Genomic DNA, 18,730 nt, shown 5'->3' on the forward strand with positions numbered 1-18,730 from the left:
CTTATCCTTTTTATTTTGTTTTATTCATTTTTCCATCAAATTCTGTAACAAATCTTGTTTCCCCGATAATTAACAATTGATCGTTTGGTAAAATTATCTGGTCCGCCAATGGCGAAATAATCATTTCTTTCCCACGCCTAATACTAATCACATTCAGGTTAAACGTTGATCTAAAGTTTAACTCATCTAATGTTTTATTAACGTATCTTGGGTCCGTCATATCAATCTCAGCCAGTCGATACCCATCGTCCAAATCTAGATAGTCTAGCAAGTGATTAGAGCTTAATGCCCTACCAAGTTTTATTCCCATATCTCGTTCAGGATGTACAATATGATCTGCCCCAACTTTTTGGAGTACCCGAGCATGATATTCATTTAAAGCCTTAGCCGTCACAACGGGAACGCCTAACTCTTTAACCATTAATGTAACTAAGATGCTAGCTTGAATATCTTCACCAATTGCCACAATGACGTGATCAAAATTACGGATTCCAATTGACTTAAGTGCTTCATCATCTTGCGCATCCGCAACAACGGCATGCGTTGCAATATCCATATAGTCGTTTACCCTTGCTTCATCCTTATCAATAACCAAAACTTCTTGTCCGGATTCAATCAAAGTTTGACAAACACTCGAACCAAATCGGCCCAGTCCAATGATTGCAAAATTCTTTTTCAATTTATTTCACCCACTTAATTTTAATAAAAAAGGATTAAGAAACAAATATATTTGCACCTTAATCCTTTCTATTTAGCTTTTATAAATTATCTTTAACATCCGTAATTTTAACATCGAAATTACCATTTGGTGTTTCAATCGTCACTGTTTCGTTTAATTTATGACCAAGTAACCCCTTGGCAATTGGCGATTCATTCGAAATCTTACCAGACATTGGATCAGCTTCTGCCGCACCAACAATCGTATATGTTTCCGCTTCTTCACCAGGTTCCACAAATGAAACTGTTTTTCCAACTGAAACTTCGTCATCGTCTATACCGGCATTATCAATGATTTCTGCATAATGTAGCATATGCTCGATTGTCTTTACGCGACCTTCAACAAAGCTTTGTTCATCTTTAGCTGATTCATATTCTGAATTTTCTGATAAATCACCATAGCTACGCGCAATTTTAATTCGGTTAATAATTTCTGCGCGTGTTTTTGTTTTTAATGTTTCAAGTTCTTCTTCAAGTTTAACTTTACCGTCTACGGTCATTGGGTATACTTTATCTTCTGCCATTACTTACTCCTCTTAAAATTGATATGTTCAATATGCCTATCAGATTAACATTTAATGTTGCGATTGTAAACCGGTTACGTAAATTATTGCACGTAACCATTATCCGTTTGAGTCGTAGGAGAAAAGGCTTGATAATATTCGTATGTCTTAGAATACTCTATTTTTTTAGAATTTGAGTTGAAAATGAAATAGATATTATCTTTCTTCCTGTCCAACGGTTTTAATACGGCCTGAATGGAATCCAAGCTGGCATTATTAAACGGACCCGGTCCAAATCCTTTGTAGACATACAAATTATATGGTTTATCCGTATAATAGTCCGCCGATGTTAAGTCTTTCTGCGGTGTGTTTAAAGCATAACTAGTTGAAATGTTCGATTGTAGCGGAATCTCTGCATCAATTCGATTAAAATATACACCCGCAATTTTCTGTCGATCGGCATGATTTGCCGTCTCCTTTTCAACTAATGAAGAAAGCGCAATAACATTTTGAACCGTTAATTTTTGTTTTGATATCGTTTCATAATAAGGTGATAACTCATCATTGGCCTTAACAATCATTTGTTCAACAAGATCCTTCAACGTCGTCTTTTTATAAACAGTGTACGTTGCCGGAAACAGATAACCTTCTAAATGATATCTGACATTTTTAGACGCCATAGAAGAATTTAAAAGTTCCGGATATTTTTTGTCCAAATATGCTAAAAAAGTTTTATTTTTCATTAGTTTAATAAAATCATCATACGAAAAGTTGGTTTTTTTAGCAATTGCCTTGCCAATTTCGTTGACTGTCGTTCCCTCACTAACTAAAACCTTAGTTAACGTATTTTGAATAGGTTCACTGCTACCACCTTGTTGAAGCGTCCATGCAATCTTATCTAAACTCATTGACGCTTTAAGTTGATAGTAGCCACCTTTAAATTTTGAAACATTTTTTTGTTTCACATAATAGGTATAAACAGTTCCACTTTTAATAATTTTATTTTTTTCTAAAATGGTTCCAATTTGTTTTGTATTTGATCCGATTGGAATATAAACTTGTTCAATTTTATTATTATTTTTATCTAGAGGATCTAATGACGCCTTTATATAATTATAGGTCATAAATAATATTGTCAGCAGTAACACGCATAATAATGTTATTACTCCTACAATAATTCTTTTAGCCTGCTTTTTATTATTCTCTGGTGGCAATTCCGGAGAGACATCCTCATTTTTCATTAATTAACCTCCTCGCGCTGTATAATAATGATGTCATTATGCCGCGTTTAAAATTATCGGATGTCTGCCTTAAATGTTTCTTTCAAGGCCTCAATAACACGATTAAAATCTTTCGTCACGTCTTCTTCAACTAGCGTCTTAGCGGTATCTTGATAAGTTAACGTGTAGGCAAGAGATTTCATACCGGATTCAATATGAGATCCTTGATAAAGGTCAAATAAATGAATGTCAATTAAATGTTTTCCACCCTGGTTTTTAATTAGTGTTTCAATATCACTATTAGCTGATTCATTAGCAACCATTAAGGCTACATCACGGGTAACTGCCGGGAATTTAGAAATAGGTGCAAATAGACGTTCTTCCTTTTTAGCATCAACTAATTTTTGAAGATCCAATTCAAAGACATACGTTTCTTTTAAATTAAATTCTTTAGCTGCATTAGGATGAACTTGTCCAACGAACCCGATTAATTCATCTTTTAGGTATACATCTGCCGTACGTCCCGGATGCATATCTTCGTGACTTTCAGATGCTACATAGGTAACATCATCAGCTAGTTGTAATTGTGTCAAGAGTTGTTCAACAACTCCCTTAATCATGAAGAAATCAACTGGTTGTTTCTCACTTTGCCAATTAGCAAGTTTAAATAAACCTGTCATTGCACCCGCTATATGTTCAATTTCAACGGGGCGATCTTCACCCTCGCTACGGAAAAAGACTCTACCCTGTTCATAAAAAGCAATGTTATCCGATTTACGTGCCTCATTATAACTTAAATCATCTAATAGGCCACTAATTAAATTCATTCTTACCGTTGTTCGTTCTGAACTCATTGGGAACATTAAATTAGTTGTATACACATCTTTTTCTTCAAAAATAAACTTACCGGCTTTTTCTTCAGTTGTTAGACCATAGCTGATAGCCTCCGACAATCCGGCAGATTCCAAAATATGACGTGCTTGACGAACCAATTTTTGCTTGTAAGTATATTTACCAGGTGTCATCTCACCCGTTGGAAGAGTTGAAGGAATATTGTCATAACCATAAATCCGAGCAATTTCTTCAACTAAATCTGCTTCAATACTGATATCCCAACGTCTTGCGGGTACTTCAACATTTAAAACTGATCCTCGATTGGTTACGGTAAATCCTAATTGTTGGAATAATTTAGTGATTTGCATTTCTGACAATTCAGTTCCCATCACATTATTTAAATGCGTCGTCGTTGTGTCCACAAAAGTTGATTCAGCTTCTAATAGACTTGCACTGGCCGTACCGGTAACGACTGTTCCGTCACCAAGTTTAGCAATTAATTCAGCAGCCGCATCAAGGGATTCTTGAACCGTAGCAACGTTAATCCCGCGTTCGAAGCGCATTGATGCTTCACTATGGATGCCTTGAGAACGTGCCGTTTTTCTGACCATCGAATTATTAAATACGGCAGATTCAAGTGCAACCGTGACCGTTTCATTTGTTATCTGAGTTGATTCCCCACCCATTGTTCCAGCAATAGCAATAGCTTTTTCGCCATTTGTAATAACGATATCTGAATCTTTCAATTCGCGTTTTTCAGTATCTAACGTCGTTATTTTTTCACCGGCATTTGCCGTTCTTACTAAAATATCTTTGCTGCCTAATTTATTATAATCAAATGCGTGTAAAGGTTGACCGTAATCCATTAAGATATAATTTGTAACATCAACGACATTATTAATTGGTCTAACGCCCGCATTCCAAAGTCTAATCTGTAACCACATTGGACTTGCTTTAACGGTTAGGTCCTTAATAACACGCATAGAATATGTTGGTGCTAATGTCTTATCTGGTAAAGCTAAAGAGACGTAGTCTTCAATTTTTTCATCAGAAGTTTCTTTTAAATCTGGATGTTTAAACGTAGCTGGTACGTCGTAATCTGCAGATAATTCATGAGCCACACCGCGCATGCTTAACATATCAGCACGATTGGGTGTGACATCAACGTCAATGATATCATCATTCATACCTAAATAATCAAACACTGGTTCACCAGGAACCGCATCTTCTGGCATTACGTAAATTCCCTCAACAAATTCTTTAGGAACAACACTTTCAGAAAATCCAATTTCTTGTAACGCACAAATCATACCTTCTGAGGCTTGTCCACGCATTTTACCACGTTTTATTTTAACGTTGTCCGCAATTCTAGAATTTGGGAGCGCAACGATTACTTTTTGTCCTGCCGCGATATTTGGTGCGCCACAGACAATTTGAATCAATTCTTCTTCACCGACGTCAACTTGGCAGACACTCAGATGATCTGAATCTGGATGTGGCACTAAACTATCCACATATCCAACAACGATTTTTTTAAGTCCTTCAGAGGGACGTTTAACGCTGTCAATTTCAACAGCCGTTCGTGCTATTTTTTCAGCAATAGCTTTAGGTTCAATGTCTAATGTTAAATATTCGTTTAACCAATTTTTAGATACTTTCATTATTTTCTAACCCCTCTTCGTAAATTGTGACAAGAAACGATTGTCATTCAAGTAGAAATTACGGATATCATCAATACTATATTTAAGCATCGCAAAACGATCAGGTCCTAAGCCAAAGGCAAACCCACCGTAAACTTCAGGATCAACACCGGCCATTCTTAAGACGTTTGGATGGACCATTCCGGCACCTAATACTTCTAACCAGCCTGTATACTTACAGATTGAACATCCTTTACCATGACATTTAAAACAAGTGACATCAACTTCAACTGATGGTTCAGTAAATGGGAAATAACTTGGTCGTAAACGGATTTCTTGTTCTTCACCGAATACTGTTTTGGCAATTAATTCAATTGTTCCTTTTAAGTCGGCCATTGTTACATGTTTATCAATTACTAATCCTTCAAATTGATGGAATTGATGTGAGTGAGTCGCATCATCCGTATCACGTCGATAAACTTTACCGGGCGATACCATTTTTAATGGACCTTTTGAAAAGTCATGGTTCTCCATTGTTCTTGCCTGAACGGGTGACGTTTGCGTTCTCATTAATAATTCTTTCGTAATATAGAACGTATCTTGCATATCACGTGCAGGATGATCAGCAGGTAAATTTAACATTTCAAAGTTATAATGATCTTCTTCAATCTCAGGACCAGAAACGACTTGGTATCCCATTCCTAAAAAGAGATCTTCTAATTCTTCAATAACTTGAACAATTACATGTGGTTGTCCCAATTGAATTTGAGCCCCTGGCAAGGTTACATCGATTTTCTCTTTTTCTAATTTCTTAGCCGTCTTCTTAATTTCAAGTTCTTCATTTTTTAATCGAATTGCTTCTGCTAATTCATTTTTAATAGCGTTAGAAAAACTACCGATTTTAGGACGTTCTTCGGCAGATAAATCTTTCATTCCCCTTAATACTTCCGTAATAGGACCCTTTTTACCAAGTAAATTAACACGAATATCATTAATTTGTTTTAAATCTTCTGATTCACGAATTTGCTTTAAGCCTTTTTCTTGTAGTTCGAGTAACTTCTCTTTTAAATCCATTAATATCGACTCCTTCGTTTGATTGTTTTTACCAGGTTTTTGGACACAAAAAAACCCCATCCCTAAAAAGGGACGAGGCCTCGCGATACCACCCTTGTTTTTGGAGACAAAAAGACCCCCAAACACTCAAAATGATAACGGCCATTAACCGGTTAATTATTTTACTTAAGTTAAAATTACGTTAATTAACAGCTCCAGAAGTGAATTCAATATCTTATTTTATTGGTCAGTCTCAGTCTAGCTGCCCATCCCTTTATTTCGAAGCAAGATACCTACTATTTTCTATCTAAGCCTTTAACACTATATTCATAGTTTAAAGGTATAAAAGCCTAGCGTCAAGTCCTACTCACAATCTTTAAGCGTATACCATTTTTCTGACCATTCGTGAACACTTGTCATCATATTTTTCATGTCCTCACCTTGTTCAGTAAGTTCATAAGAACTACGACTCGTTTCACCAATCGCACTTCTCGAAACAAGTCCAACCTCTTCAAGCTCTTTTAAACGTTCGACTAACACACGGTCACTGCATTTATCAACTTTTTGAGCTAATTCTTTAAATCGTTGAGGACCTTCATCCAACAAAACATTAATAATTAAACCGTTCCATTTTTTGCCCAGAATTGAGAAAGTTTTCTCAAACTTAGGACAGACTTCATAATTTGTTTTTTCTTGAATAATTTGCATTTTATCCCTCCTCCATTACTTTACTATTATATTTTATCATTAACTAACAAAAAGTAAACAAATCGGTCTACTTTCTAATAAACTAAAAAAGGGTCCGAAGACCCATTCTTTGTTAATCTTATTTTAAAATTGCAATTAACTGCTGGAAACCACGTTTTGATTTATTCTTCACTGGTGAAGAAACCTCGCTCGTTGCTTCATACTTATCGACCATTGTCACAATGTAACCTTCTGGATACTTAGGTGGTGCAATTGTTGCGCCCCACATGTGTTTAATGATGATATCTTTTTCCAAATCAGATAATGTTGTTAATTTTTCTGCATTTCTAACTGCGATACGAGGATGAATCCAGGCATGTGTTCCACGATCAAATTTTGTTGTACGCCAATCATAGTAAAATAAATCGTGCAGTAATCCGGCTCTTGCCGTTGCCTTAGCATTTAAATGTAATTTTTTTGCAATGCGATAACTGTCATAGGAAACTGAAATTGAATGTTCTAATCTAGTAGAGAAATGATGTTGCGTATATTCACTTAATCTTTGAACTTCTGGTTTAGCCAAAAGATCGCCAACGTAGCTCATGTACAACTCATCATCAAGATACGAATCTTTTTTCATTTATTAACGCGCCCCCAGAATCATTTTTTCATATCTCCATCATATCTGATTAAGCGGCCAATGCAAGCGTAATCTCCTATCTTTAACAAAACGTAATAATCTTGTTATATCGTTTAAAATTAGGCCTTAAGTTGAAACATTAGCACACCAGCGGCAATAGCTACATTCAATGATTCCGCACGGCCTTTAATTGGAATATATAAGTTGGCATCTGTTGTATTTAACAAATCATTACGCATCCCGTTACCTTCATTACCCATGATTAAACCAAAATTAGCGGTAGCGGGTATTTCACGATAACTACGTGCATCTTCATTTAATTCGGATCCATAAATAGGGATATGATTTTCTTTAAATAATGTCGCAACTTCCATTAAATCAGCATTCACCAATTGAATATGAAACTGACTTCCTTGCATTGAGCGTAAAACCTTAGGGTGGTGACTGTCTGCACTACCTTCCCCAAAAATAACTCCTGTCAAACCAGCGGCATCAGCGGTTCTGACCATTGTTCCAATATTACCAGGATCTTGGACACCATCCAGCATCAGCCAGCCACCGGCGAGGTTATCAATTGACAGTTGACGATTTTCTTCCATCTCAACAACTGCATAAATTCCTTGTGGTGTACTCGTATCAGCAAGGTACAAGCTTACTTCGGACGAGATTTCAACTTGTTCGATTTCCGTATTTATAATGTCATCAAAATATCTGAAATCATTTGTAACAAGTAAATACTCAATTTTAGCATCTACCATTAGCGCTTCTTTAACAAGATGCCAACCTTCTAGTAAATACTTATTTTCTTTTTTTCGACCTTTTTTCGTTTGCAATTTTTTCCAATATTTTATTTTAGCATTCTGCGTTGAATTAATTTTTTCCATAATGTTACCCCTCTTACTATTATCATAATTATATCATAATTAAAATGTCATTAGTTGGTAGTTCTCATCTTTTCAAGTTATACTGGGGTAATAAAAGGGCTTACACTAATCTTATGTTATGTTATGTTATGGAGGATTATATAATGAATGCAATTCAAATTACTGTTTTTGGCCGTGTTCAAGGTGTCGGATTCAGATATACAACCAAAAGGTTAGCCGACAACTTAGGTATCTATGGGTCAGTGCAAAATAATTTTGATGATAGCGTCACAATTAAAGCAAGCAGTCCAGACAATACTCAGTTAGAAAAATTCATACAAAGAATAAAAAAATCACCTACTCCGGCCGGTAAGGTCACCGAATATACAGAAACCCCCTTAACTAATTATAATCCGACTGAATTTACCGTTCTTTACTAACCAATATTTGTCTATATTTCATTGAAATCCCTTTATATTTAAAGTATAGTAATCGTTATAGTCATATTAAAAGGGGAAATAAATTAATGAAAAAGCTTAAACGTTTGACAATGCTCCCAATATTTATGGCGATCATCTTGTTTTTATCAGGATGTGTACGCCAAGACAAAAATGGTGATCCTTACGGAATGGTTTACGACTACTTAGCAAAACCTACCCAGGGATTAATTGAATGGTTATCAGCTCATCTAGGTAACAACTATGGTTTTGCAATCATCGTGATCTCATTCGTTATTCGAATGGCCTTAATGCCAATGATGATTAATCAATCAAAAAAGGCAACGGTCCAACAAGAAAAGATGGGTTCCATTCAACCACAATTAAAAGTAATTCAAGAACGACAAAAAGCTGCGAAATCACCAGAAGATAAAGCGGCAATTAACCAAGAAATGATGGCCCTTTATAAAGATAATAACGTCAGCATGACCGGCGGAATTGGTTGTTTACCATTATTAATCCAAATGCCAATCTTTGCAGCCCTCTATGCGGCCATTCTTTACTCAGCAGAATTAAACGGTGCCGTATTCTTCGGTATCAAATTAGGTTCACCATCGATTATTTTTACCGTTTTATGTTTTATCGTCTACTTAGGTCAAGGATTCATCTCAATAATTGGCTTACCACCAGAACAAAAGAAAACAATGCAAATGATGTTAATTGCAAGTCCCGTTATGATGGTTTTTGTGACATTAAGTGCTCCTGCAGGTATTGGTCTCTACTTCTTCATCGGTGGAATCTTTGCTTGTATCCAAACATTTATTATTATGTTAATGCGTCCAAGAATTCGTCGAGAAATCCAAGCAGAACTTGCTAAGAACCCACCCATCGTTAGAGAACATACAATCATTGACGATGTCGAAGAAACAGTTGAACGTACACTTGATAATGTTGAAGATAACATTTCAGATACAGCAAAAAAGAATCGTAATCGTAACGCAGGTAAACAAAATAGAAAATAAAAAAAACGATTAAACCTTCGATTTGAAGGTTTAATCGTTTTTTTTATCCTCAGTAATTTTTTCTGCGGTTAAAGGTAATGAAATTCTGAAGATTGATCCACGTTTTTCAACACTCTCGACTACTAAAGTACCTTTGTAACCCATTATCAATTTTTGTGCTATTGATAATCCGAGCCCATTTCCACCCTTATCACGGCTTCTTGCCTTATCAACACGGTAGAAGCGATTAAAGACATTTTTCAAATCATCTTTAGAAATTCCCTCACCAAAATCTTGAATCGCAATTTGAACCATTTTCAAGTCTTTCGATGCTGAAATATGAATTTCTTTTCTTGTTTCTGAATATTTAACTGCGTTATCCATTAAAATAATTAAAACTTGCTCTAAATGATTACGCGATATCTTTACTAAACTTTCTCCTTTAAAATCTTCATCCAAAATAAAAGTAAAATCTGGATGTATCATTTTAAAATCGTTAAAAATTTGTAAAACCACTAATCGGACATCAGTTAATTCATTTTTAAATGTCATTTCAACTTGTTCAGCTCGTGATAAATCTAACATTTCTTGAACTAAACTCTTCATTCGATTAATTTCTTGTAGGGATGCCTCAATCGATTCAGCCAGAACCGCCGGATCGTCTTTTCCCCACCTATTCAATAATTCCATGTGTCCCTGAATTATCGCAACAGGAGTCCTTAGTTCATGTGAAACGTCTTCAACAAATTGTTGTTGCTGATCAACATAACGCTCCATCCGATCTAACATACTATTAAATAAATCGGTTAAATCAGATAATTCATCATTTCGATGCAAGTCGGGTACGCGGACGTGTCCAATTGGCGTATCCCCTTCATTTATAATATCAATCGTCTCATTTACGACATCAATCGGCCTTAGTAACCAAGATGCAAGAACATATCCTAACATCGCACTACCAAATGTAGCCGTAACGATTAAAACTATGAAAATTAAAATGAGTTTATTACTTATTTTGTGGTAATTTTCTAATGCATTAGCTACTTGTGCATAACCAATTTTTTTACCCGTCTTAGACGAATGGATGGCTCTTCTAGCGACGTACCCATTCACACCATCAATTTTCTGACTGGTAAAGGTCATTTCATTTTTTTTAATAAATGGGACATTCAAATTTCTTGAAGCAAAAACTTCCCTTTGGTTCAAATCATAGATGCCAACCGCGATATTTTCTTTTGATAAATTAACAATTACGGCGTTTGAATATAAATTATTTTCGTCCTTAGACGGACTGGGGTCTGAATTTATTGGTTTTAAATGCTGTTCAGTACTCGCGACGGTTAGCTCTTGATTTTCGCGACTTAACTGCTGTGTCACAGTTCTTAACGTATTTTGTACATCTTTTTTTTCTTTATCTAGTAAAACACCGCTAAAACTCTGAAAAATAAGCGCAGAAAAAACGGCAAATATAAGTAATACCCCTATTGCCGTTCCCAATGCCCATTTCCATTTGAGTGACATGCGTCTTACTTCTTTTGGATGCTGGATTATTTTATTTTTCATGATCTCATTACGTACCCCGTACCTCTAACCGTTTGAATATAACTTTCCTCACCACTGCGATCAATTTTATTTCGTAAATAACGAATATAAACGTCGACAACATTTGTTTCAACTTCTGATTCGTAACCCCAAACTTTAGCTAATAAAACATCTCTCGCTAAAACGACATTAACGCTCTCCATCAAAGCCAACAATAATTCATACTCACGTTTTGTTAGTTCAATCACTTCTTTATCACGACGAACGACACGATTTTCTTTTTCAATTGTTAAATCACGATAGGTAACTGTCGTTTGTTTAGCAACGTTTTGTTCACCTTCGATATCGATACGACGTAATAATGCGCGTAAACGTGCCAATAACTCTTCGATTGCAAATGGTTTAACGATGTAATCGTCTGCGCCATGATCTAATCCAGATACGCGATCGATGACCGAATCACGAGCCGTCATCATAATAATAGGTGTGTTTTTAACCTGTCGCACACGACGACAAACTTCAAGCCCGTTTAATTCGGGCAACATTAAATCAAGCAAAATTGAATCCCAATCGCCATTTAGGGCTGCCTCTAAACCTGTTCGTCCATCAAAATGAACCTCAGTTTCAAATCCCTCATGTTGTAATTCTAATTCAACAAAGCGTGCCAAATTTTTTTCATCTTCAATTATTAGAATACGACTCATATTTTCATGATCTCCCGTTAGTTTAATTTTATTTTCTCATTCAAATCCAGATACTTTTTAACCGATATCTTACTTTTCTTATTCTACCATTAAATGATATTCTTGCATACACCTTGGTTTACTCAAATTAGATAGCCATTTATAAGCATTTATACTGCATATTATTTATCAACAATATGCAGTTACCCGTATACATTTTTCATCGAAATACCATTTAATCTATCGAAAAACACCCAGATAATTAAATTTTATAAAAAAACAGGCAGCAACATTTTAAAATGTCGTTACCTGTTTTTAGCACATTTAATTTAATGATTTATTGTTCAGTATACCATGTGTAATGGAATGAACCTGGTTTGTCAGTACGTTCATACGTATGCGCACCAAAGTAATCACGTTGTGCTTGGATCAAGTTAGCGGGCAATACTTCTGAACGATATTGATCGTAGTAAGTAATTGCTGCACTGAATCCAGGAACTGGAATACCAGCTTTAACGGCGATACCTACGATATCACGAACTGATTCTTGATACTTTTTAACAATATCTTTGAAATAACCATCTAATAAGATGTTATTTAAATCAGCTTTTTCATCAAATGCATCAGTAATATTTTGTAAGAAACGAGCACGAATAATACATCCAGCACGCCAAATCTTAGCCATATCACCAAAGTTCAAGTCCCATTCGTAATGTTCTGAAGCGACACGCAATTGTTCAAATCCTTGAGCATAGCTCATAATTTTACTAAAGTATAATGCTTCACGAATTTTTTCAACTAATTCTTTTTTATCTAATTCACCTAATTTAACTTCAGGTTTAGGTAACACTTTACTTGCTTCAACACGTTCTTCTTTCATTGCTGAAATGTAACGTGCATAAACTGATTCAGAAATAACTGATTGAGGAACACCTAATTCAAGGGCACTTTGTGATGACCATTTACCCGTACCTTTGTTACCGGCACGATCTAAGATAACATCAACAATTGGTTTACCAGTACCTAAATCATCTTTACGTGTTAAAATATCTGCCGTAATTTCGATAAGGTAACTGTCCAATTCGCCTTCATTCCAGTCAGAGAAGATGCTAGCAACTTCGTCCACTGAAAGTCCTAATAAGTCTCTCAATAAATGATATGATTCTGAAATTAATTCCATATCACCATATTCGATTCCATTATGAACCATTTTAACGTAATGTCCGGCACCGTTAGGACCGATGTAAGTTACACATGGAGCGCCATCTTTAGCTTTAGCTGACATTTCCTCAAGAATTGGTGCAACGAGGTCATATGCCTCTTTTTGGCCACCTGGCATCATTGATGGGCCTTCAAGGGCACCAATTTCACCACCAGAAACACCCATTCCAATAAAGTTAATCCCAGAATTATCTAATTCTGCATTACGACGCACAGTATCTTCAAAGTAAGTATTTCCGCCATCGATTAAAACGTCGCCTTTATCCAAGAATGGTAATAATTCTGCGATAACAGCATCAGTTGGTTTCCCAGCTTTAACCATAATGATAATTCTTCTAGGTTTTTCTAATGAATCTGCAAATTCCTTAATTGAGTAGCTAGGTACTAAGTTTTTTTCTGAGTGGTCTTTCATAACTTGCTCAGTTTTAGCCCCTGTTCTATTATAGATTGCTACAGTATGTCCACGGCTCTCAGCATTCAAGGCAAGATTCTTACCCATGACAGCCATTCCAATAACACCAATTTGTGCCTTATCCATCATAATACCCCCTACATTTCTTTAATTTTTTGTGAATCAAAAACCATGTAATCTAAGAAAGTATCAGCTACCGACTTTGTCAATAAACCCATTTTAACTTTCAACGTCAATTATACACCAGACAACAAAAATTCCTATCTATTTTGTCTTTTTTTGTTATACTGATTTCAGGAGGTCATTCAAATATGAAATTAGTTGAAGTTCAAGAGTTATACTACGCTATCGATACCTTTTTATACAGTCGAGCAAAGGCTGAATTTTCTAACCACATTCCCACTTTTGACCTAGTTGTTCAAGTTGACGGAAAATTATTAACGGCCGATTTTTTAGATCTAAAAGACAGTCGTATCCAAATTTATAGTACAACAAGTCAACATACAATTGCTTCTCAGTCAATTCCTTATGAAAATGACAGCAGTAATGCTTTTATCAGTCCGATTAGAAAAGCCATCTTCAAAAATTACCGCTCTGAATTCTCGGGTTGGTCAAATCTTAGTAACAAACCTGAATTACTACTTTTAGATTTAATTGACTTAATTAAATCAATTAATTCATCAACTTTTAAAGCCGTTAAAACGCCGGCTAAGAACGTGAATTATATTGAAGGCCAGGCTAAACTACCTTTTCAATTCTTCAATCCAGAGACCGACTTTAAAATTATGAGTTTAACAATTAACGAAAAACGATGACATTCAACTGAATGTCATCGTTTTTTATACAGAAAAAGCCTTAACACCATGGTTGTTAAGGCCTTTTACTTAGCGTAAATTTAGTTGTTTACTTTTACAACTTCTTTTCCGTCATAAAAACCACAGCTAGGACATACATAATGTGATTTTCTTAATTCGCCACAGTTAGGGCAAGCGCTCATACCTGGGACTGTCAACTTGTAATGCGTACGACGCATTCTCTTACGTGTTTTTGATGTTTTACGTGCTGGTACTGCCATTATCAAACACCTCCTTTAAAATTATCCAAAACTTTTAATAAAAGTATTGTTATGTTTATTCCTCTTCAGAACCGTCGTTATCGAAAAAATTCTGTAACGACGCAAATCGAGGATCAACTTTTTCTTTTCTAACCTGTACGAGTTTATCTTCAGTAAGAACTTCCCAGTCGTCACCGGCGGGTAATTCTTCTGCTTTTTTCTCATCATCAGTCAGTATCTGCATCGGAATCTGTAATAAAACATTATCCTCTATCACAGAATTCAAATTGAGCATATCTTCTTCCAAAATAATTACGACATCATTTTTATCAAATCGTTCAAGTGCTTTATCGCGATAACCTACATAAAATTCATCAACTGAAAAATTCAATGGGACATCGACACTCTCTAGCGAACGTGTTGATGGCATCTTAACTGTTAAACTAACGTTAAAATGGCCGATGACATCTTGATGGTCTGCCGTTAGAATACCCGTAACATGGACTTCTGATACCGACGTAATTATTTTGTTGCGCAACATTAATCCTTCGGAAAGGTCTAACATTTCGTCAACTTGAAGTGGTTCATCACTTTGTTTTTTTAACTCAACTAAGGACCATTTCATGCAAATATGCCTCCTAATGCAACGCTTATGATTATACCTGTGATTAAAAACATTGTCAATGATATTTCCTTGACAGGTTGTTAATTAATTTGCACGGGGTGTCTAAAAAGATCAGATTTCTTATGGCTAACTAAGCCATAAATAATTCCTGCTCGATAATCTAAAGAATAAAGACCCTCTTTATCTTTTTTACTAATTTTAGTTAGTATTGGATATGGGACTTCCTTCTTCAAATAATTAAGTAAACTCTGACCTCTTTTAGAGAACCCTAAGACATGATAATAAGGCTGCTTGTATTGTTTGTCAATTTCATTTTTATTTATTTTTAATAAAATGTAAGTTGCGAGTCTTGAAATTTTTGTATAAGTTACTCGTTTTGACTTTACTGCATGGACCCAATCATCAAAACTAGCGTCTTCAGGCAATTTCTCGTACTGTTGTAGCAATCGGTACTCAATTCCCTCAGACATGCCATAAAACGTCGATAATTGCTCAGGTGTTAGTAGACTCAACTGATATTTAAGATAAGGCCAAAAATCGTACCAATCAATCCATTTTTCATTTTCTGAATCAATCTTCGTCTGACTAGGAACGACATTTTCAATGGATTCTTGATTTTTAATCGCTAGTCTAATCGCAGTGGCACTTGCAATTTCTTGCGAGTCATCAAATATGGTTTCGTGATAGCCTGCACCAATCCGTTGAATAGGACATAATTGAATCTCAGCTTTTTCTGATAAACAGGCTTCAGCATATGCCAGACCCAACAAATCATTTGGCTCGTCAATATGAATACCCGTATTATCAAAAACGGCCTGCTGATACTGACTAGCATAAGTTTCATTAAATTGATCAAAATCACCATCAATATTTTGAATCTTAACTGCAATAGACTTAAAGTCTAATTTTGGATGCTCGGCGCCAAATACAAGTCGGGTAATTTTCATCCCCGATAATAACTTAATTGCACCTTTAGCAAATAAATCGGCCGGCTGGACGGAAAACGCAACGGGTAGCTCAATCATTAAATCGACACCAGACTGTAATGCCTGCCTTGTACGGCTCTCTTTATCAAGTGCCGCCGGAATACCCCTCTGCAAAAATTGCCCGCTCATAATGGCAACAATCGTTGTATCAGGATATTGTGCTCTTATTTGATTAATTTGATGCAAATGCCCGTTATGAAATGGATTATATTCAACGATAACCCCTGTGGTGTCCAAACGCCTCACTCCTATTTATCGCAGACAAAAAACAATCTTGTTGTTTTATCATCAATTTTACTTGTACCAAAATCAGCAGAAACTTGAATATTTTTAAATCCAGCATTTTTTAACAGTTTAGTGTACGTTTCAACAGAATACGTTCTTTCATGGTGATCTTCAGTAATTTTTTCAAATTGATCATTACTCTCATTTTTAACAAAAAAAGTCAGTTCATGAACGACACTATGTGGTTGTTCATCTTGAAAAGTCGACCATAAAAAAGCTTGACTATCATCCTGGTAGTTATACATATAACCCGGATAAACGTCGTCCGTTTGATACGTTGATATCACGTCAAAAACAAACCGGCCATCTGTTCGTAATAGGCCATGGATTGATTTAAAAACCTTGCCGACAGACTGAGCATCCGGTAAATAACAAAATGAATCAGCAAAACAAGTCACCGCATCAAATTGTGGTAACTCCAAATCCTCTAGATCCATCATATCGCCTTGTAATAACGGCAAAGACACGTTAGCATCTTGTGCATGTTGATCAGCAATTGATAACATCTCTTCAGATAAGTCTAACCCAACAACTGAATAGCCCGACTGCGTTAATGCGATGGCTAATTGTCCCGCACCACAAGCCAGTTCAAGTATCTCTGCTTTTTTATTGGGAACTTGTGCCTCGACAAATGTCTGCCAAGAATCATATAAATCAGGATCCATTAATTGATCATATAATTTTGAAAAGGTGGTGTAAATCATTATTCTTCAATCCAAGCTGATAAATCAACAGATGCGCCTTCAGACCAGAATTTTTCAAGATCATAAAATTCACGTGATTCAGTTTTAAATACGTGGACAATTAAATCACCAAAGTCTAATAAAACCCAGCTAGTTGAGTTACGTCCCTCAATACGACGAACTTCAACGCCTGCAAGTTCTTCTTGGTCCTGTATTTCTTTGACAATTGCTTTAACTTGGCGAGCCGAATCAGCCTGCGTTACCATGAAATAATCTGCTAATAAGCTAATTTCATGAACATCAATAGCTACCGTTTTTTCGCCACGTTTACTGTCAGCAGCCTTAACTGCAACTTCTAATTTTTCTATACTATTCATTATTACTCCTCTATTCTGCGACCCATTTATTAAAGGTCAAAATTGTTTTAGGATACACTTTTTTATCGGTATCAATTAAATAACTTAGTGTGTGTTTCGTTTCAAATCCAACGGCTGCATCTAAGTTTACAGCCGCAATTTTACGTGCTTCAACGGCCCCGGGGAAAGTTCGACTTTCTTCAATAAAATCAGCTACATAGACGATTTTATCCAATAAAGTCATATCAACATCCCCGGTTGTGTGCTTCACAATTGAAGTCAGTATTTCATTATCTGAAATACCTAATTCATCATGAATCAACTCAGCACCGACAATACCATGCCAAATGGCATTTCCCCAATTCAACAAATCGGGATCCAAGTGTTTTTGTTTAATTACCGTGATAAACGTTTCATCTGATCGTTCCTTGGCATAATCATGAATTAACCCTGCAATACTGGCTCTCTCTCTATCACCATTATTACGTTCAGCAAGTTCGATTGCTGATTTTTCAACATTTAATACATGTTGAAATCTTTTTTCACTTAAAGTATCTCTTAAAATTTGTACTAATTCTTCTCTAGTTCCACTGAAAAGGTTCTTAGAATAAACTAAATTACTCACGATATAAGCCTTCTTTCTCAATGTAGTCAGATACAGCTTTAGGGACTAAATAATTAATTGAACGCCCTTCTTTTATCTTATCTCGAATTTGAGTCGAACTAATATCAATCGTTGGGACATCTACCCAGAGTATCGGGTACGGACTCTTTTGTTCAAATCCCGTTCGTTTGACACCAACAAAATGAACTAATTTTACTAACTCATCGATACGAGACCACTTAGGCAGGTAGGCAACCATATCGCCACCAATAATAAAATAATAATCGTTTTCCGGATGCTCAGCTTTCAAAGCAACCATTGTGTCATACGTAAAACTAACACCTCCGCGTTTAAGCTCAGCATCTTCTATTTTAAAATTAGCATTATCAGCAATACTTTGATTGACCATATCAAGACGATATTTTTCATCAATCGCTTCTTTTTTGTCTATGTGTGGTGGCATAGCATCTGGCATAAACCGAATTTCATCTAATCCCAGTTGTTGACAAACTTGATCAGCAACTATTAAATGTCCCATATGAGGTGGATTAAACGTTCCTCCGAGAATACCAACGCGTTTTTTTTCGCTAGCCAATATGGGGGCTGTTTTAAATTCCGTGACTAAATTAATTTCTTTTAATTTTTGTACTTGAATAGTCAAGTCAAAAACCTCCTCATAATTTT

At 35.7% G+C, this 18,730-nt stretch carries 21 protein-coding genes and 1 other annotated feature; of the genes, 3 read left to right on the plus strand and 18 right to left on the minus strand.

Annotated elements, in window-relative coordinates:
* Positions 1–10: 10 nt before the first annotated feature.
* From N0K80_RS02815 to N0K80_RS02850, 8 genes are all read right to left on the minus strand, one after another.
* Entirely contained in the window at positions 11–679 is a 669-nt protein-coding gene (locus N0K80_RS02815; protein WP_112249648.1) for a potassium channel family protein, read from the minus strand.
* A 79-nt stretch (positions 680–758) separates the two neighbouring features.
* A complete protein-coding gene (gene greA, locus N0K80_RS02820) occupies positions 759–1,241 on the minus strand; it encodes a transcription elongation factor GreA (RefSeq protein ID WP_146342837.1) in 483 nt (160 codons plus the stop codon).
* A gap of 83 nt (positions 1,242–1,324) precedes the next feature.
* The gene (gene mltG, locus N0K80_RS02825) at positions 1,325–2,461 is read right to left on the minus strand and encodes an endolytic transglycosylase MltG (protein WP_269007904.1); all 1,137 of its coding nucleotides are present in this window, start codon (positions 2,459–2,461) and stop codon (positions 1,325–1,327) included.
* A gap of 53 nt (positions 2,462–2,514) precedes the next feature.
* On the minus strand, positions 2,515–4,935 hold the full coding sequence (gene pheT / locus N0K80_RS02830) for a phenylalanine--tRNA ligase subunit beta (protein WP_269023705.1): 2,421 nt from the start codon (positions 4,933–4,935) through the stop codon (positions 2,515–2,517).
* A gap of 6 nt (positions 4,936–4,941) precedes the next feature.
* On the minus strand, positions 4,942–5,988 hold the full coding sequence (pheS, locus tag N0K80_RS02835) for a phenylalanine--tRNA ligase subunit alpha (RefSeq protein WP_269023706.1): 1,047 nt from the start codon (positions 5,986–5,988) through the stop codon (positions 4,942–4,944).
* Positions 5,989–6,053: 65 nt separating this feature from the next.
* Positions 6,054–6,286, minus strand: a binding site (T-box leader).
* Between the two features lie 44 nt (positions 6,287–6,330).
* Positions 6,331–6,675, minus strand: coding sequence for a winged helix-turn-helix transcriptional regulator (locus N0K80_RS02840; RefSeq protein ID WP_057973401.1), 345 nt, complete (start codon positions 6,673–6,675; stop codon positions 6,331–6,333).
* A gap of 118 nt (positions 6,676–6,793) precedes the next feature.
* Positions 6,794–7,294 carry an HD domain-containing protein gene (locus N0K80_RS02845; RefSeq protein ID WP_057973400.1) on the minus strand — a complete coding sequence of 167 codons (501 nt, stop codon included), beginning with the start codon at positions 7,292–7,294 and terminating at the stop codon, positions 6,794–6,796.
* Positions 7,295–7,413: 119 nt separating this feature from the next.
* Positions 7,414–8,178: a TrmH family RNA methyltransferase gene (locus N0K80_RS02850; RefSeq protein WP_269023707.1), complete on the minus strand. Its 765-nt coding sequence runs from the start codon at positions 8,176–8,178 to the stop codon at positions 7,414–7,416.
* Between the two features lie 143 nt (positions 8,179–8,321).
* Between N0K80_RS02850 and N0K80_RS02855 the strand changes: the two genes are divergently transcribed.
* Complete coding sequence (locus N0K80_RS02855; RefSeq protein WP_112249639.1) at positions 8,322–8,597, plus strand: acylphosphatase; 276 nt, start codon at positions 8,322–8,324, stop codon at positions 8,595–8,597.
* Positions 8,598–8,683: 86 nt separating this feature from the next.
* A complete protein-coding gene (gene yidC / locus N0K80_RS02860; protein WP_057973397.1) occupies positions 8,684–9,616 on the plus strand; it encodes a membrane protein insertase YidC in 933 nt (310 codons plus the stop codon).
* 30 nt (positions 9,617–9,646) lie between these two features.
* On the opposite strand, the gene N0K80_RS02865 is transcribed toward yidC, so the two are convergent.
* The 3 genes from N0K80_RS02865 to gndA all read right to left on the minus strand — a co-directional run bounded on the left by N0K80_RS02865 (position 9,647) and on the right by gndA (position 13,579).
* On the minus strand, positions 9,647–11,116 hold the full coding sequence (locus N0K80_RS02865; protein WP_269026185.1) for a HAMP domain-containing sensor histidine kinase: 1,470 nt from the start codon (positions 11,114–11,116) through the stop codon (positions 9,647–9,649).
* Positions 11,117–11,154: 38 nt separating this feature from the next.
* Positions 11,155–11,841 (minus strand): response regulator transcription factor, encoded by a 687-nt coding sequence (locus N0K80_RS02870; RefSeq protein ID WP_057973395.1) that lies wholly within the window; start codon positions 11,839–11,841, stop codon positions 11,155–11,157.
* Positions 11,842–12,157: 316 nt separating this feature from the next.
* Positions 12,158–13,579 (minus strand): NADP-dependent phosphogluconate dehydrogenase, encoded by a 1,422-nt coding sequence (gndA, locus tag N0K80_RS02875; protein WP_057973394.1) that lies wholly within the window; start codon positions 13,577–13,579, stop codon positions 12,158–12,160.
* Positions 13,580–13,764: 185 nt separating this feature from the next.
* Here gndA and N0K80_RS02880 point away from each other — a divergent pair, with 185 nt between their 5' ends.
* Positions 13,765–14,268 carry a hypothetical protein gene (locus N0K80_RS02880; RefSeq protein ID WP_269023709.1) on the plus strand — a complete coding sequence of 168 codons (504 nt, stop codon included), beginning with the start codon at positions 13,765–13,767 and terminating at the stop codon, positions 14,266–14,268.
* Between the two features lie 80 nt (positions 14,269–14,348).
* Here the strand turns inward: N0K80_RS02880 and rpmF are convergent, their stop codons facing one another.
* The 7 genes from rpmF to N0K80_RS02915 all read right to left on the minus strand — a co-directional run bounded on the left by rpmF (position 14,349) and on the right by N0K80_RS02915 (position 18,707).
* On the minus strand, positions 14,349–14,528 hold the full coding sequence (gene rpmF, locus N0K80_RS02885) for a 50S ribosomal protein L32 (RefSeq protein WP_057973392.1): 180 nt from the start codon (positions 14,526–14,528) through the stop codon (positions 14,349–14,351).
* A 55-nt stretch (positions 14,529–14,583) separates the two neighbouring features.
* Positions 14,584–15,132, minus strand: a complete 549-nt coding sequence (locus tag N0K80_RS02890; RefSeq protein WP_146342829.1) for a YceD family protein — start codon at positions 15,130–15,132, stop codon at positions 14,584–14,586.
* An 80-nt stretch (positions 15,133–15,212) separates the two neighbouring features.
* Positions 15,213–16,355: a nucleotidyltransferase gene (locus N0K80_RS02895; RefSeq protein ID WP_269023710.1), complete on the minus strand. Its 1,143-nt coding sequence runs from the start codon at positions 16,353–16,355 to the stop codon at positions 15,213–15,215.
* Between the two features lie 11 nt (positions 16,356–16,366).
* Complete coding sequence (locus N0K80_RS02900; RefSeq protein WP_269023711.1) at positions 16,367–17,107, minus strand: class I SAM-dependent methyltransferase; 741 nt, start codon at positions 17,105–17,107, stop codon at positions 16,367–16,369.
* Complete coding sequence (gene rsfS, locus N0K80_RS02905) at positions 17,107–17,463, minus strand: ribosome silencing factor (RefSeq protein WP_057973388.1); 357 nt, start codon at positions 17,461–17,463, stop codon at positions 17,107–17,109. Before rsfS ends, N0K80_RS02900 begins: the two co-directional genes overlap by 1 nt.
* A gap of 10 nt (positions 17,464–17,473) precedes the next feature.
* The gene (yqeK, locus tag N0K80_RS02910; protein WP_269007938.1) at positions 17,474–18,070 is read right to left on the minus strand and encodes a bis(5'-nucleosyl)-tetraphosphatase (symmetrical) YqeK; all 597 of its coding nucleotides are present in this window, start codon (positions 18,068–18,070) and stop codon (positions 17,474–17,476) included.
* Entirely contained in the window at positions 18,060–18,707 is a 648-nt protein-coding gene (locus N0K80_RS02915; RefSeq protein ID WP_407932674.1) for a nicotinate-nucleotide adenylyltransferase, read from the minus strand. The genes yqeK and N0K80_RS02915 overlap by 11 nt, the downstream gene beginning before the upstream one ends.
* Between the last annotated feature and the right edge of the window lie 23 nt (positions 18,708–18,730).

The sequence above is a fragment of the Dellaglioa carnosa genome, assembly GCF_026948345.1.
Classification (GTDB): Bacteria; Bacillota; Bacilli; order Lactobacillales; family Lactobacillaceae; genus Dellaglioa; species Dellaglioa algida.

Bases quoted from the DNA above. Each gene is read 5' to 3' on its own strand.
- greA (WP_146342837.1), bottom strand. From the start codon at position 1,241: ATGGCAGAAGATAAAGTATACCCAATGACCGTAGACGGTAAAGTTAAA.
- mltG (WP_269007904.1), bottom strand. From the start codon at position 2,461: ATGAAAAATGAGGATGTCTCTCCGGAATTGCCACCAGAGAATAATAAA.
- pheT (WP_269023705.1), bottom strand. From the start codon at position 4,935: ATGAAAGTATCTAAAAATTGGTTAAACGAATATTTAACATTAGACATT.
- pheS (WP_269023706.1), bottom strand. From the start codon at position 5,988: ATGGATTTAAAAGAGAAGTTACTCGAACTACAAGAAAAAGGCTTAAAG.
- N0K80_RS02840 (WP_057973401.1), bottom strand. From the start codon at position 6,675: ATGCAAATTATTCAAGAAAAAACAAATTATGAAGTCTGTCCTAAGTTT.
- N0K80_RS02845 (WP_057973400.1), bottom strand. From the start codon at position 7,294: ATGAAAAAAGATTCGTATCTTGATGATGAGTTGTACATGAGCTACGTT.
- N0K80_RS02850 (WP_269023707.1), bottom strand. From the start codon at position 8,178: ATGGAAAAAATTAATTCAACGCAGAATGCTAAAATAAAATATTGGAAA.
- N0K80_RS02855 (WP_112249639.1), top strand. From the start codon at position 8,322: ATGAATGCAATTCAAATTACTGTTTTTGGCCGTGTTCAAGGTGTCGGA.
- yidC (WP_057973397.1), top strand. From the start codon at position 8,684: ATGAAAAAGCTTAAACGTTTGACAATGCTCCCAATATTTATGGCGATC.
- N0K80_RS02865 (WP_269026185.1), bottom strand. From the start codon at position 11,116: ATGTCACTCAAATGGAAATGGGCATTGGGAACGGCAATAGGGGTATTA.
- N0K80_RS02870 (WP_057973395.1), bottom strand. From the start codon at position 11,841: ATGAGTCGTATTCTAATAATTGAAGATGAAAAAAATTTGGCACGCTTT.
- gndA (WP_057973394.1), bottom strand. From the start codon at position 13,579: ATGGATAAGGCACAAATTGGTGTTATTGGAATGGCTGTCATGGGTAAG.
- N0K80_RS02880 (WP_269023709.1), top strand. From the start codon at position 13,765: ATGAAATTAGTTGAAGTTCAAGAGTTATACTACGCTATCGATACCTTT.
- rpmF (WP_057973392.1), bottom strand. From the start codon at position 14,528: ATGGCAGTACCAGCACGTAAAACATCAAAAACACGTAAGAGAATGCGT.
- N0K80_RS02890 (WP_146342829.1), bottom strand. From the start codon at position 15,132: ATGAAATGGTCCTTAGTTGAGTTAAAAAAACAAAGTGATGAACCACTT.
- N0K80_RS02900 (WP_269023711.1), bottom strand. From the start codon at position 17,107: ATGATTTACACCACCTTTTCAAAATTATATGATCAATTAATGGATCCT.
- rsfS (WP_057973388.1), bottom strand. From the start codon at position 17,463: ATGAATAGTATAGAAAAATTAGAAGTTGCAGTTAAGGCTGCTGACAGT.